At 45.2% G+C, this 13,703-nt stretch carries 14 protein-coding genes; all 14 read right to left on the bottom strand.

From position 1 onward, the window contains the following. A partial coding sequence (locus QVA83_RS06280) for a prepilin-type N-terminal cleavage/methylation domain-containing protein (RefSeq protein WP_287498250.1) occupies nt 1-518 on the bottom strand: 518 nt, incomplete at its 3' end. Nucleotides 519-563: 45 nt separating this feature from the next. Further along, nucleotides 564-1,058 carry a hypothetical protein gene (locus tag QVA83_RS06275; RefSeq protein WP_101563277.1) on the bottom strand — a complete coding sequence of 165 codons (495 nt, stop codon included), beginning with the start codon at nt 1,056-1,058 and terminating at the stop codon, nt 564-566. Nucleotides 1,059-1,085: 27 nt separating this feature from the next. Then, entirely contained in the window at nt 1,086-2,321 is a 1,236-nt protein-coding gene (locus tag QVA83_RS06270) for a type II secretion system F family protein (protein ID WP_101563276.1), read from the bottom strand. After that, nucleotides 2,321-4,033 (bottom strand): GspE/PulE family protein, encoded by a 1,713-nt coding sequence (locus QVA83_RS06265; protein ID WP_101563275.1) that lies wholly within the window; start codon nt 4,031-4,033, stop codon nt 2,321-2,323. The genes QVA83_RS06270 and QVA83_RS06265 overlap by 1 nt, the downstream gene beginning before the upstream one ends. Continuing rightward, complete coding sequence (locus QVA83_RS06260) at nt 4,033-5,259, bottom strand: tetratricopeptide repeat protein (RefSeq protein ID WP_287498249.1); 1,227 nt, start codon at nt 5,257-5,259, stop codon at nt 4,033-4,035. Before QVA83_RS06260 ends, QVA83_RS06265 begins: the two co-directional genes overlap by 1 nt. Then, complete coding sequence (locus QVA83_RS06255) at nt 5,256-6,158, bottom strand: ExeA family protein (protein WP_014975383.1); 903 nt, start codon at nt 6,156-6,158, stop codon at nt 5,256-5,258. The genes QVA83_RS06260 and QVA83_RS06255 overlap by 4 nt, the downstream gene beginning before the upstream one ends. Before the next feature lie 2 nt (nt 6,159-6,160). Continuing rightward, complete coding sequence (gene mshL, locus QVA83_RS06250; RefSeq protein ID WP_014947896.1) at nt 6,161-7,909, bottom strand: pilus (MSHA type) biogenesis protein MshL; 1,749 nt, start codon at nt 7,907-7,909, stop codon at nt 6,161-6,163. Beyond that, entirely contained in the window at nt 7,893-8,213 is a 321-nt protein-coding gene (locus QVA83_RS06245) for an agglutinin biogenesis protein MshK (protein ID WP_101563273.1), read from the bottom strand. Before QVA83_RS06245 ends, mshL begins: the two co-directional genes overlap by 17 nt. A gap of 9 nt (nt 8,214-8,222) precedes the next feature. Further along, entirely contained in the window at nt 8,223-8,870 is a 648-nt protein-coding gene (locus QVA83_RS06240; protein WP_014947894.1) for a type II secretion system protein M, read from the bottom strand. Then, nucleotides 8,845-9,471: a PilN domain-containing protein gene (locus tag QVA83_RS06235; protein ID WP_061439056.1), complete on the bottom strand. Its 627-nt coding sequence runs from the start codon at nt 9,469-9,471 to the stop codon at nt 8,845-8,847. Before QVA83_RS06235 ends, QVA83_RS06240 begins: the two co-directional genes overlap by 26 nt. Then, nucleotides 9,468-10,382, bottom strand: a complete 915-nt coding sequence (locus QVA83_RS06230) for an agglutinin biogenesis protein MshI (protein ID WP_287498248.1) — start codon at nt 10,380-10,382, stop codon at nt 9,468-9,470. Before QVA83_RS06230 ends, QVA83_RS06235 begins: the two co-directional genes overlap by 4 nt. Nucleotides 10,383-10,548: 166 nt before the next feature. Beyond that, nucleotides 10,549-11,052, bottom strand: a complete 504-nt coding sequence (locus tag QVA83_RS06225; protein ID WP_287498247.1) for a hypothetical protein — start codon at nt 11,050-11,052, stop codon at nt 10,549-10,551. A 135-nt stretch (nt 11,053-11,187) separates the two neighbouring features. Beyond that, nucleotides 11,188-11,766 carry a phosphoglycerate mutase family protein gene (locus QVA83_RS06220; RefSeq protein ID WP_239259449.1) on the bottom strand — a complete coding sequence of 193 codons (579 nt, stop codon included), beginning with the start codon at nt 11,764-11,766 and terminating at the stop codon, nt 11,188-11,190. A gap of 113 nt (nt 11,767-11,879) precedes the next feature. Next, complete coding sequence (glpD, locus tag QVA83_RS06215; RefSeq protein ID WP_287498246.1) at nt 11,880-13,427, bottom strand: glycerol-3-phosphate dehydrogenase; 1,548 nt, start codon at nt 13,425-13,427, stop codon at nt 11,880-11,882. Nucleotides 13,428-13,703: the final 276 nt, after the last annotated feature.

Genomic DNA, 13,703 nt, shown 5'->3' with positions numbered 1-13,703 from the left:
CCGTCTGCCGGTGCTGAGCTATTAGGTAAACCCATAGATTCAACTAAGTAGTAAACACAGAGAGTGTTTGCACCTGAATCGTCCTCTCGAACGGCATATCTGAAATCAGCAACAACGGTGTCGTTCGTCGACGTTGTGTTTGTTGGTGCTGACTGAAGAATTAGGTCAAATACGTTTTTGCATTCAGTGTCGTTAACTGTAGAAATAAGTGTGTTGCCTGTAGAGCTTCCCGTTGGGTAACCAATGGTGCCGTCTACCCCTACTTGCGTTTGATCGTAAGTGACTACAGTGCCGTTCCCATTTCCATTGTTTCCACTCGGACGGCCTTCAACTTCCCACTGCGCTCTTACAAGACCTACCGCGGCTGCAAAACCACCGGCAACACCTTCAACACTTGCTTCACGAGCTTCATCAGTAACATCAATAAAGCGTGGTAATGCTGTGGCCGCAAGCAACCCTAGAATGATTACAACAATTATCAGCTCGATTAGCGTAAAACCTTGTTGTTTGGTGTTCATAACATCTCCTTGATGACGATAAAGGCGAATTGTGCCGCCGTTTAATCAACTGTTTCTTTGCCTGACAACGCCGCTACCAGCGTTATATTCAAACCAAATCTCTTTTTCCCAAAAGAATGCACATTGTAAGTAACCGTTTGCATACTGGTCGCTTACAGTCACTGTTGACAGCGCTTCACCTTCTCTTAAGGTTGCAAGTGTCAGCATGTATTCGCACGCATTCCCCTGTTCTTTTTCAAGTCCTTCGGGCCAGCCTTTTTCATTAATGTATAGCTCTGCCGCCACATCTTTGCGCTGTTTAACTTTGCCACCAGCGTCAAACTCAATTTCGTAAATAAGCACGGTATCTTGCTTAGTCTTTATCCACTGTGCCCTGGCTAACATCACCACTCGCTGAAACTGTGCAACCGCGGTCTCTTTGTTAACCTTCTCCGCTTCACCAATAATTGGTGTCGCGTAAAACACGTATGTTGTCCCAATAACAGCAAGCAATACGCCTATAACAACAAAATTAAGTAACCCCGTTTTGGTGCTTGCCACGCTTTTCCCCAGTTATAAAGCGCTTTATCAGCCGCCTTTCACCGCCGACATCATGTTCCACATTGGCGTAAATATGCCAAGCGCCAGGATCAATACCATTACCGCAACAAAACCAATCAAAATAGGTTCGATTTTGGCCGTTAAACTTTTCAAGTCGAAGTCGACTTCACGTTCGTAATAGTCAGCACTTTCTTCTAACAACGGTTCAAGTCGCCCCGTCTCCTCACCTACTGCAATCATCTGTAGTACAAGTGTAGAAAACAGTTCGCTATTTTTCGAAACTCTAAGCAAACTTTCGCCTTTTTCGATCCCTTGCCGCATTTCTTTAATGCGCTTTTGCATGTGCGCGTTATCAACGGCGTCGGCAGTAAGTGAAAGCCCTGCGGTTAACGGCACGCCTGCACGTAAGATCATTGAAAAACTTCGGCTATATCTTGAAAGTAATGATCGCTCAATAATGCTGCCCACGACAGGCAACTTTAGTTTAAATTTGTCCCATTTTAGTCGTCCATTAGTCGAATTAACGTATTGTTTAACAGCGAAAATCCCTCCCACAATCACAATAATTAGCAGCCACCAATAGTTCACAAAGAAATTGGAAGTACCAATTAACACGCGGGTCATAATTGGAAGTTCAGTGTCAAAGCGCTCAAACATTTGGGTGAACACTGGCACAACAAATAGATTCAAAATAAACATGGCAATTGCTAGCGCAATTAACACAAAAGTGGGATAGCGCAGCGCCGACTTGATGCGCTTGCGGGTTTCTTGCTCTCGTTCGAAATAGAGGGCAAGCTGTAGGAATACGTCGTCTAATTTACCGGTATTTTCACCTACCACCACCACGGATATGGTAAGTCTCGTAAACACCTTTTCATATTTAGCCATGGAAGAAGACAGACTTCGTCCCTGCTCTAACTGGTCTGCAATATCTTTCAAAATCTCTTGAAAGCGTTTATGCGATGCATTTTCGCTTAGGCCTTTAATGGCGCGAATAATGGGAATACCGGCCTTTAACAATGAGTACATTTGGCGGGAGAAAATGATCATTTCATTCAGTCCCACCTTTTGTTGAAATAAACGCGTGATATCGAAGCCGTCTCCTTCATTTTCTGCACTGCGTTTTTTTGATTCAACAATGGTAAGAGGCACAATGTTTTGTGACAGCAAGGCTTGTGCTGCAGCTTGCGCTGACGCGGCTTCAATAACCCCTTTTTGAGGCCCGCCTTGCGTTGACTTACCTGCGTACTTGAACTGTGGCATTAATGATTCACCACTTCAGGTACGAATTCAGCGACTTTGAACACTTCATCTAAAGAAGTTTTGCCCTGAGCTGCGTAGTCCAGCGCCATGTGAGATAAAGGTACAAAGTCTTTATTCGCCTTAGTCGCATCTACGAAGCCCTGCGTGTCGTCTTCACGCAAGGCCTCCATCATGTCCTCGTTCATTTCCAGAAATTCAAAAACACCTATCCGGCCTTTGTACCCTGTGTGATTACAGCTGTTGCACCCGCGCCCTTTGTAGAAGGTGGCAGCGGCTAATTCAGGCTTCAAGAAGCCAACCCACGCTTGTTCTTGGGCGGTTGCAGGCTTTTCTTCTTTACAGTTTTCACACACCCTACGAACCAGACGCTGTGCAAGCACTCCTCGTAATGAAGTAGCAACCAAATACGGCGCCGCGCCCATATCGATAAGGCGAATAGCGCTGGTTACTGAGTCGTTGGTGTGAAGCGTACTTAATACCAAGTGGCCGGTTAATGCACCTCGAAGACCAATCTCTACGGTTTCTTGGTCACGCATTTCCCCCACCATGATAATGTCGGGGTCTTGACGTAACGTAGTGCGAAGAATGGCGGCAAAGTCCAGCCCAATTTTGGCATTAACCTGAACTTGGTTGATTCGCGGTAGACGGTATTCAATGGGGTCTTCAGCCGTTATGATTTTAAGGTCAGGCTTATTAAGTTCGCTAAGTGCCCCATACAGAGTCGTAGTTTTACCGGAACCCGTAGGCCCCGTTACCAGGATCATACCGTGGGGACGATTAATGGCAGCTCTAAACTTCTCTGCCATAGCATCGGGCATACCGGTTTGGTCTAGCGTTAGTAGGCCAGCAGACTGGTCTAATAAACGCATAACTACCGCTTCTCCGTTGGCCACTGGCATGGTCGACACACGCACATCTAAGGTGTGTCCTTTTACTTTAATATTAAATCGCCCGTCTTGTGGAATTCGCTTTTCAGATATATCCAAGCCAGACATGAGTTTGAGTCGTAGTACCAGCGCCGACGCTATTTTCACTTGGTTGAGCGTGTTTTCTTGCAAAACGCCGTCGACACGTTGACGAATGCGCAGGATTTTTTCATCGGGCTCGATGTGAATATCTGATGCCCTAACTTGAACGGCATCCTCAAATATGGAGTGAAGTAGCTTAACGACCGTGGCATCCGAGGTGGTGTCATCAAGGGCTGACAACTCAAAATCAGCCTCGTCTGCATACTCTTCACCTAGTTTTTCAGCAAACGACGCAATGTCCTGGGTACGGCGGTAAACAGAATCAAATGCCTCTAGCATTTGGTTCTCTTGTACGATAGCCAGCTCAATGGTTCGAGGAGCGACTAACGGGCCCAGCTGGTCTAAGCCTCCCAAGTCCGTTGGGTCGCTCATGCCCAGCAGCACTTCATCGTCGTCCGCCTCTAACACCAAGGCACGGTAGCGACGCGCGTAAGTCTCTGGGATAAGCTGAGCTTGCTCTGGGTCTATACGGCGCTGTGTTATATCCAAGAAAGGAATATTTAGCTGCTGTGCCAAGAAGCGAAGAAGCTGGGGTTCGCCGATAAAGCCCAAATCGATAAGTGTATCCCCCAGTTTGCGCCCTGACGTTCGCTGCGCCGCAAGCGCATTGTCAAGCTGCTCACTGGAGATAATGTTTTCGTGAACGAGTAAGTCGCCAAGGCGCATCTTTAATCGAGGTCGCATTAAGGCTGCTCCTGTAAATCAGTTAGACGCGAGTTTGCATATTGTGCAGATGCAGAGGAAAGCCCGCCAATGGCGAGTGCCCTGGAATAAGATGATATCGCCAGGCGCTCATCTGCCAATGCGTCATAATTCACCCCTAGTGCCAACCACCATTTCGCATTATTAGGCTGTAGCGATGTCATAGCGCTGAATGCTGATATCGCTTGCTCTGACTTATTGATGGTTTGAGCAGAGGTGCCCTTTAAAATTAGATAATCGGCACGGCCTTCGGCTAACGCTTTAGCATCCAAGCTATCAGGCATCAAATTCAATACTTCTTCGAAGCGGCTTTCCTGCACCAGAATTTTGGCCATTAGCTCTCGCCAAATTAATTCGCTAGGCGAGATCACAATGCCCTCTGAAAGTACCTGCAGTGCCTGTAAATTATTGTTTTGTCCAAAATAAAGTGCAGCCAGCTGCTTGCGCGCCTCGTTATTTTGCGGAAAGGTTGCCAGTGCTAGCGTGAAGCTTTTTTGAGCCTCATCAAAAATGCCAAAGTTATACGCTTTAAGTCCTGCTTCTAAATGTACTGCACTTTGTTGTTCAGGTGACTTAGGTGCTACCTCAACTACAGGCTCTATGGTTATGATATTTGTGGGTTTAGGCTCTGCGGCCTTCGAGCTTGAGGGTTGTGTTTTGCTAACCGCAGACAGTTCTGATTGAGGGCTACTGGCGTTTGCGCTGATATTGACGCTTGACGCATTCACATCATCAGCTGTGCTGGTTGCTGATACCGTAGTTGTAACCCTTTTTCTGTATTGAGCTTCATCATCTTCAAGGGACTCATCAACGGTATTGAAAACAAGCTCAGCCACATCTGACATACTGTTTTGTAGCGCCATATCACTTTCAGATAACGGGGTTGATTGCATTCCTTGTGACGGCGCATTTATATCTGCTGTGCTATCGGCAACGCGCTCTGATATTGTACTTTCAGCAGGCGGGTTGTTAACGCTTGGGGCACTTGAAACGGCCGTTGTGCTTAATCCATCTTCACTTTTTTCGCGATGAGAAGTACCAGATAAAAGTGTAATTCCTAACCATACTACAAACACCAAAACGGCGGTGATCATGAGCGCTTTTGGCCACGCTGGACGTTGACTGACTTCAACGGTTGGCGGCAAACCAAAGTCTTCACTTTTATTGCGTTCATCCAGTGACTTTAAGGTGTCATTTAAAATACTCATATGCCACCTACGCCGTATACATGTAGTACACTTGCAACTGCCACCACAGCAAGCGACAAAATAACAAGACTCTGCCTTGGGACAAGTCTGCGTTTACAGTCATGTGTATCGAAAACGGCGCTTAGGGTATGTGACCAGGTCGCCGACGCCTTGCCCTGACCATATGCGCGCAAAAGAATCTTATGACAAACTATGTTAACCAAGCGAGGCGTACCCTTGGTAACCAACGCTATAAATGCGCGCAGTCCTCTAGATATCAACTGCTCGTCACCACCTGCTGTCGTCAACCGGTGACCAATGTAGTAATCGACTTCGGCTGACGTCATTGTGCGTAAAGTGTAGGAAAAACTTATTCGCTGGCGGATTTGTCTTACTTTAGGGTTTGCCAGGTTGTCATCAAGTTCAGGCTGTCCAAACAAGACAATTTGAAGCAGCTTACTTTTTTCCGTTTCCAAATTGCTAAAAAGACGCAGCATCTCAAGAGCATCCCAACTCAGCGACTGCGCTTCGTCAATGATTAATACCGCTTGTCGCCCCTCTTTTTTAAGGGCTAATAGCTTTGTCTCTATTGCATTATGCAAGCCTTGATTATCACTATTTCCTTCCGTAACAATACCTAACTCTCTCGCAAATGCTTGGCGTAATTCATCAGGCGAAAGGTATGGATTGGGTAAATAGCAGGCTACAAATTTATCAGACAGATGATTAATTAATTTACGGCATAACAATGTCTTACCTGTACCGACTTCACCGGTTACTTTTATAAAGCCTTCAGACATACTCAATGCTGATAAAATGACTTTCAACGCTTCATTGTGTGGCGCAAGCGCACAAAAGAAATCCGTATTCGGGGTAAGCGAAAACGGCATATCTGTGAAGTGAAAAAAGCCTTGATACATAATTAGTTTCTATACCACTGATCAAGTAATGACTGAGTGCGAAGACGTTGTTTTTCCCACGTGTCCGGTTGCACAACTGATGGTCGTATCAAGATCACCAGCTCGCGCTTACTCTGCGTTTTGGCTTTGTTTTTAAACGCGTTACCAATGAATGGAATGTCGCCCAACAAAGGCGTTTTTGATTCTTGCTCACTGGTAACGGTTTCCATCAAACCGCCAATCACGACAATTTCTCCATCGCGGGCACGAATTACCGTATCTGACTCTCGGATATTACTTTGTGCCAGTGGCAGCAAGATTTGCTGATCGCCCACCTGAATGACTTTAGTCTGCTCTGCCGTTTCCGTTACTGATGGGTGAACGTGCAATATAACCGAGCCGCTTCTGTCAATTTGAGGGGTAACATCTAAGGCAATACCTGAAAAAAACGGGGTAAGTTCGATGTCATTTTCGTTTTCGGTTTGTGTCGCGCTTTGATCTTCACTGGTCGACACATCGGTGACAAAGTATTCGTCCTGACCCACTTTAATCACTGCTTTCTGGTTGTTAGTGACGGTCACTCTGGGGTTACTCAACATCTGAACATCACCTTGGGTTTGCAGCATATTGATAACGCCGTCGAAGTCACCTCGGGAAATTCTCAAAGTAGAAACGCCGCCAATATCTGTAGAGATTGAGTTCCCTATGCCATTAACTGCATTAATGGCTGGATCTATACCTGCAGCGGTATTTGCAGCAAAGTTTGACGCTATAGCTCCGCCACTGAAGCCAAAGTTCACACTGCCCGTCAAGCCGCTTGCAATGCGATCCCAGCGCACGCCTTGCTGATAGCCGTCGTTTAGCGTGACTTCAATAATGCGCGCCTCTAATACCACCTGTCGCTGTAAGCTCTCTTGGCTTTGGTTTAAAAAGTCTTTCACCACTGCGATTTCGCTGGGCAATGCTCGAACGGTCACTAAGCCTGCTTGGGGTGAAACCACAACTTGGCGACCTTCTGTTGGAGAGACCAGTACTTTTAGTGCCTCCTTTAAATCGCTCCAAAAGTCGTTTTCACTGGTAGTCTGAATGTTTGAGCCATTGAGCTGTTGGATGTTATTGCCGCCAAGTCCGCCTTGGCCTCCAAAACCACCCTGACCACCTAGCGCGTTCCCGCTAATATTGTTATTGCCGTTAATTCCACCGTTGTTGCCACCATTGTTTTGGTCTTGCTCACTTACCCCACCGGCAATAACGCTTACGTTAGATACACCGAAGCGCTTGATCATAAGAAAGTTAACCGGGATAGATTCCGTCTTTAGTTGAGAAGGCATAACCTGAATTACCTTTCCTTCCAAAAACACGTCTAACGGATACATTCTCGAAATAATGGTTAACACATCTTCTAACGCCACTTCTTTGAGCGTTAAGCTAATTTGCCCCGACACGGCTGGATGAACGGCGACACTGTAAGGTGTGTCTTCAACTAACGCGTCGAAAAACGGACGCACGTCTACATTGTTAGCAGAAACTGCAAACATTTTCTGTGATGTTGGCGCAGGTAACGCTTGATAACGGGCAACCTCTGCCAGCAGTTCTTGATTAAGCTGAGGGGGCGGTGTTGGTTTACTTGATGTCGTATTCTGAGAACGTGCTAGTTCATCGCGAATATGAGGTTTTACTTCCTCGCCAACACCATAAGATTGGCAACCTGCCACAACTAACGCTGCAGACAAAACCAATGTGTTAACAATGAGGCTATTTTTTAATTTCATATGCATACATTCTTAGTATTTTCTGCTGACGTCCGTCAGTGATAACCACGTTCTTGGGGTTAATTTTTGATACGGTGTATTCGTTAAGTGTGTCGCCCACGCGGTAGGATTTACCCGATATGATGGCGCTATAACCTGTACTGCGTTTAAAGATAGATTGAAGTGCTAGTTCTCCTGCTACAGCATCATCATTGCTAGACACTGATGCACTGGCGATTGCAGGCCTAGTCGGGTCGACAGACGCAACTGTAGGTAAGCATGTTGCTATCGCTAAAGCTGTGACCACAATTCTTAACCGTTTCACACTCTCTCCTTACAGCGAGATAAAGGTTTCATTATTGCTTACCGTTGCTAACCCCAGTGCTAACGTGGCACTTGGGTAAGCTTCAACGTTGTAAGCAAAATCTGTTACTACGACTTTTTCAGGGGCGGCTTGAAGGCGCGCTAAGTAGCTTCGCAGGTCAAAGTAACTTCCCTCAATAATTAAACGCATGTTATGACGGTAAAACGGTGTGCTTTGAGACTCACCGTCACCAAAGCGTACTGTTTCGGTAGGCTCGACCTTAAAATTCACTAAACGTACGTTGTCTTCTTCGTTTAGAAGCGTCATAAGCAGCTCGGGCATTCGATCGGCTGCGACAAACCCTTCATTAAGTGAAAGTAGTGCCTCATCAATTGATAGTAGGTCTTTTCTGGCCTTATCGAGTTCTAGCTGCGTGCGCTTTGTATAATCGATGGTTAGCGCTTCTTGAATAGCATCTCTTTGAATGACCAATGCTTTGTGCTCGCTCTCCTTTCTGATGACTGCTTTATCGGTTGCAGACAAGTCATCAAGTGCAGGCGAAACACCGAACCAGAAGAATAGATAGATAATGAGACCAAAACTCACCCATGTAATTAGCTGTTTTTCTCTGCTTTCAAGAGCGGAGAATTTCTCAGAGAGCTGCTGGTACTGATTCATCAGCGTCTCCTTCAAAATCTGTGGATATCAAGAATTGTTTCACGTTTTCTTTGCCGTCTACTTCATCAAACTGCACTGAAGAAAATGACTTACCTTGGAAAAACGGAGACTGCTGCAACTTTTTAAGCCACACAGGTATAGATGAAGGCGCCAAGGTTTGGCCTGACAGGCGAATGGTTTGTGTATCGATATCAATACTCGTCAGCCATAGGTTCTGATTGTGGAAATTAGCCAAATCGTCCATCACCTCGCCGTATTTAGTTGCGTCAAATGACAACTCTCCGCTATCAAGATACGCTAACAGACGTCTTCGGTTTTCAATTTTGGCGTTCACCTTTTCAAGCTGTTGCTGAAGCGACTGGGTGTCTCGTTTCTTCTCGAGTGCAGCGCTTAAGGTTTTAATTTCGCTATTCAATTGGCTAATTGCGTTTGTTTTTTCATTTAACTTTTTCTGCTTCGCCCCCAACGTAATATTGAGCGCGATTACCACCACCAACATGACACCTATTGCCGCGCCATTCAGCCAAAGTACCTTCGAGAATGGTAACCGCTCTTTCTTTGGTTTTAGGGAGTCCTGATAGAGGTTTATCGTTCTTTTCATGCCACCTCTCTCGCTGCAACAAGTGCACTTGCTAACGCAAAGTGGCAGGCAGGTTCAACTACATCGGCTAAATTAAGCTGTGAAGTAAAGACATTCATGGCAACGGGCTGAAACGGCTTCAGCCGTTCGATCACTGGCACACAGTCAAATTGAGTTTTAAACAGAATTTCTTTTAAAGGCGGCTGCTTAAGTTGCGACTCATAGAAATCCATTGAGCGTTGAATTTCTAATCCCAAAGTATCACTTAGCTGTGACAGGTCTGTCTGCTCATTAACTTTGCTTACAAATCCACGTAAGCGACGTGCCAACCAAATAGCCTGAGAGCGCACTATCATTAAAAACGGTTCACTGTTGGGCTCTTGGATGATGAGTAGTCGCGCATAGTCATCATTTGGCACCATTTCAGTTGCTAACACTTCTTTGGTGTGGATATGTGTAAGCTGCTTGTCTTTCTTTTTTGCCATGCTCGCTGCGACGGCAGCAAGTGAGGACCTTTCGGCAGCGAATACATTTATCTTTTGGCCGCCACTCCGACTTTTAACCGGGTAGTCGACATAGTCTAAAACCATGTTGCTGGAGTCATAGGGAACCAGCTCTCCGAGAGTCCACGGTAACGCTGTTGTAATATCCTCTTCTGCCATTTCTGGCTTATCAACCTGTACCATGTGGTACATATGCTGTGAAAGCACTATAGAAACATTACAGGTCGACTTAGCAAACGGGCTTAACGCCGCCGATAGCTGTTGCTTGAGAGGCTGATGCTGATCATAGGGAATTGAAGAAACAGAATTAAGTGAAACAGCGTCGCCATTGCGCTCTATAGCCACAATGTGTAGCTCAGAAGCACAGACCGATACGCCTACAGTGACGCTAGTTTTTTTACTTTTCGAAGAAAATAAGCGTGAAAGCATATATCTACTTAATTCGTTAATGCCGAGTATTATCTTATAATCAACAATACCTTATGGCGCCAATAAGTAACATGGCATTAACTCAAAAGTAGACTAATTATCTAAATAGAACAAATACCTATATAAGCATAGGCCTATATTGTGCACCCTCGTTTATGTGGCCAGTTTAATCGCTTAAATTTGTTACTGTTCCGTTTGCAGGAAAATAGTCGAAATACGCGCCGCTACTTAAGCTGAAGCGACACCAATAGTTGTCTTCGTTCTCTTCAAGTTCAGCGTAATAGTCTGCATGGATCTTAAAGCCGTCCACGCGCAGTGGTGTCGCCACTAGCGACGTCCATATTTTTTCACACCCTTCACTAGAAAGCTCAGCGGTCGGCCATCCGTTGTGATTCATTCGCACCGGAGTACGGTTCGTTTCTTTGCCCGACTCATTGTAGTGAATCAGCATTATCATAGTAGTGGGTTGGCGCACTCGCCATTGCCAGTGAGACGAGACGACGTGACGCTTAAACGTATCTAGGTTTAGTGAAAATGCGATTGTTGTGGTGTCTTGCTCGTCGGTATGAAGAAAGTTGATAGTAACGCCAAGGGTAATTGCAAAAATAGCTGCAATAGCCGCTTTAAAAACATTAGACGTGGAAGGTTTCTTTTTGTTGGTTTTATTCATTGTCGATTCCCCATGCCTTTGTTCAAGTCGTTAGCGCTTGTTAGGCATTGTTCTATTTTATCGACATTTTGAAGAAAAAATGAAGTAGGTATAAATAAACCTTAAGAATTTCTGGTTAAAAACGAAGACTCAGCATTATGGCAACGGCTTGTGCAATATCGTAATTCCCCAAAAATCACCGTCTTTTTGCTTTAATTGCCAGCCATTTTTTATGAGTGATTTTCGGGTGTAATAGTTAGTCATACCATGCCCGAATAGCACTATCCGCTCGTGTTTCTCACACAGTTTTTCAATACGCTCGGAAACAAGATTAACCCTTTGCTTGGCAGCTTTGAAACTTTCAAATCGACCTTTAAATCCTATAAACCATAATGCACGGCTTAAGACGACCCAGTGCCAACTGCGCAAGGTGAACGGAAGTTTGTAATAAGGAATATCCATTTCTTTAAGATGGGGCAACTCTTCATCAATTTGAGTCGCGCCGTAATAAGCCGCAGACAATTTAGCCCTTAGTAACGGGCTAACCACAATGTAGCTGTCGTCGATATGGGTCTTCTGCTTTGGGTGACTTGTTGGATCGAGTATCGATTTATCATAGTTACGCACCCACTGAGCATATTGAGCTGAGTTTACTTTGTCATTATGCGCCGAGAGAGGCTTACCGTGTCTAATAAGTACGACTTCCTTGACGGAAGTATTGTTTATCACGTCCATGTTCATTTTAAGTCGTCTACTTTATCCTGTTGGGCTAGCTAATCAATGGCGATTGAGCCACCTTATTGCTTTTCAAGCAAAGATGGCTCCTTCTAATGCGTAACTTTCACGGGTTACGCGCTTGCCAATACAGCATCCACAGGCTCATCCGATTGAACTGCGCCAGAAACTTTCATTGAGATATAAGAAGACAGCGCTTCCTGTTGTGCTTTGTTCAAGCGTAATCCATGTTTTGTTCTGCGCCAAATCACGTCTTCTAGACAACAAGCCCACTCGCACTCTATAAGGTAATCAACTTCTGCCTGATACATACCAGCCCCAAAATGAGTCCCCATAGCATCTACTGACACTTTACCTTTAAGAAACTTATAACATAGTAAGCCATACTGTCTTGCGTAGCGTTCAGCGATAGCGCTGTCCAGCCAAGAAAACTCGGAAGTTAGTTGAGCAACTAGCGATTCTTGACTTTCAAATGCACCACCTGGTAGCGGTACTTCTTTGGTCCACGCTTTTTTCGCTTTCGGGAAACATGAGACAAGTTTATCTACCGCGTGCTCTGAGAGCTTTCGATAGGTTGTAATTTTGCCGCCGAAGATATTAAGTAATACGGGCTTTCCAGCCTCACCCTTAAGCTCTACTTTATAGTCCCGAGTAAGTTCTTGTGCTGACGCGTTTTTCTCTTCTAAGAGTGGGCGCACGCCACTGTAAGTATGGACTATATCTTCGCGTGTTATCTTGGACTTGAAGTAGTTGTTTACGACGTCAATTAAGTAATCAGTCTCTTCGTTTGAAATTGCAGCGTCAGACGGATTACCTTTAAAGTCTTCGTCTGTTGTGCCCACAAGTGAGAAATCACCTTCGTAAGGGATCACGAATACAATGCGTCCGTCTTTATTTTGCAGAATGTACGCTTCATCAGAGTTATATAGCTTGGGAACGACAAAGTGGCTTCCCTTTACCATGCGCATCGCATTGGGGTTGTGAATATTTACCAAGCGATCTAGAAACGATACTGCCCACGGTCCAGCCGCATTAACAATTGACCCGGCCTTGACTGTAAACGTTTTCCCTTGAGACGTTTTAAGCTCCACATTCCACAAATTATCTAACTTTTCAGCTTTAACGCATTCAGTACGCGTATATATCTTCGCCCCCTGGTCTTGGGCAGCTAGCGCATTTAGTACCACTAAGCGTGCGTCATCTACCCAACCATCTGAGTATTCAAAACACGTTGAAATATCGCTAACCAGCGGGCTTTCACTGGTGGTCGTTAGCTTACGTGAGCGCGGTAACATATTGCGCTTAGCCAGCGAGTCATAGAGGAATAAACCAATTCGTATCATCCACGCAGGGCGTAAATGCTTTTGGTGAGGCAAACGAAAACGTAGCGGCCACATGATGTGAGGCGCTTTCTTCAACAACACTTCACGTTCTGCCAGCGCTTCTTTCACTAGGCGAAATTCATAATGTTCTAAATACCTAAGTCCACCATGAATTAATTTGCTGCTAGAAGAAGACGTTGCGCCTGCGAGGTCACCTTTCTCGCACAAAGCAACCGAAAGCCCGCGTCCCGCAGCGTCAAGCGCGACGCCTACGCCGTTAACACCGCCGCCAACGACTAAAACGTCGACTGTCTGTTCAGTTTGATTGCTTTGACTCATACATTGCCTCTAGTGGTATTTATATGGATATCCTCATATGGTTGTCTATTTGACAAGCAAAAAGAAAACATGTCAACAAAAAACGAACATTTACGAACATTAAAGAAAGTTAAAATTCGTAGTTAAAAGGAATGAACAAATCCAATCGCAACAATATTTGACTGATTTACATTGAAAAATACGTGGTGTGTAAGAGCGCTTGCGGCAACAGTGCGTAATGTTTAAAGAAGGCTGCCAAAAAGTAGAATGCGAGCAAAACCGAGAACAGGTTTAAAA

This window comes from Alteromonas sp. AO-Serp (assembly GCF_017849675.1).
Taxonomy (GTDB): domain Bacteria; phylum Pseudomonadota; class Gammaproteobacteria; order Enterobacterales; family Alteromonadaceae; genus Alteromonas; species Alteromonas macleodii.
Note: the sequence above shows the minus strand (reverse complement) of the source record. Positions and strands in the feature narration are given on the sequence as shown.

What these genes read in the sequence shown, in the direction of transcription:
- QVA83_RS06270 (WP_101563276.1), bottom strand. Translation starts at nt 2,321, where the DNA reads ATGCCACAGTTCAAGTACGCAGGTAAGTCAACGCAAGGCGGGCCTCAA.
- QVA83_RS06265 (WP_101563275.1), bottom strand. Translation starts at nt 4,033, where the DNA reads ATGCGACCTCGATTAAAGATGCGCCTTGGCGACTTACTCGTTCACGAA.
- QVA83_RS06260 (WP_287498249.1), bottom strand. Translation starts at nt 5,259, where the DNA reads ATGAGTATTTTAAATGACACCTTAAAGTCACTGGATGAACGCAATAAA.
- QVA83_RS06255 (WP_014975383.1), bottom strand. Translation starts at nt 6,158, where the DNA reads ATGTATCAAGGCTTTTTTCACTTCACAGATATGCCGTTTTCGCTTACC.
- mshL (WP_014947896.1), bottom strand. Translation starts at nt 7,909, where the DNA reads ATGAAATTAAAAAATAGCCTCATTGTTAACACATTGGTTTTGTCTGCA.
- QVA83_RS06240 (WP_014947894.1), bottom strand. Translation starts at nt 8,870, where the DNA reads ATGAATCAGTACCAGCAGCTCTCTGAGAAATTCTCCGCTCTTGAAAGC.
- QVA83_RS06235 (WP_061439056.1), bottom strand. Translation starts at nt 9,471, where the DNA reads ATGAAAAGAACGATAAACCTCTATCAGGACTCCCTAAAACCAAAGAAA.
- QVA83_RS06230 (WP_287498248.1), bottom strand. Translation starts at nt 10,382, where the DNA reads ATGCTTTCACGCTTATTTTCTTCGAAAAGTAAAAAAACTAGCGTCACT.
- QVA83_RS06225 (WP_287498247.1), bottom strand. Translation starts at nt 11,052, where the DNA reads ATGAATAAAACCAACAAAAAGAAACCTTCCACGTCTAATGTTTTTAAA.
- QVA83_RS06220 (WP_239259449.1), bottom strand. Translation starts at nt 11,766, where the DNA reads ATGGACGTGATAAACAATACTTCCGTCAAGGAAGTCGTACTTATTAGA.
- glpD (WP_287498246.1), bottom strand. Translation starts at nt 13,427, where the DNA reads ATGAGTCAAAGCAATCAAACTGAACAGACAGTCGACGTTTTAGTCGTT.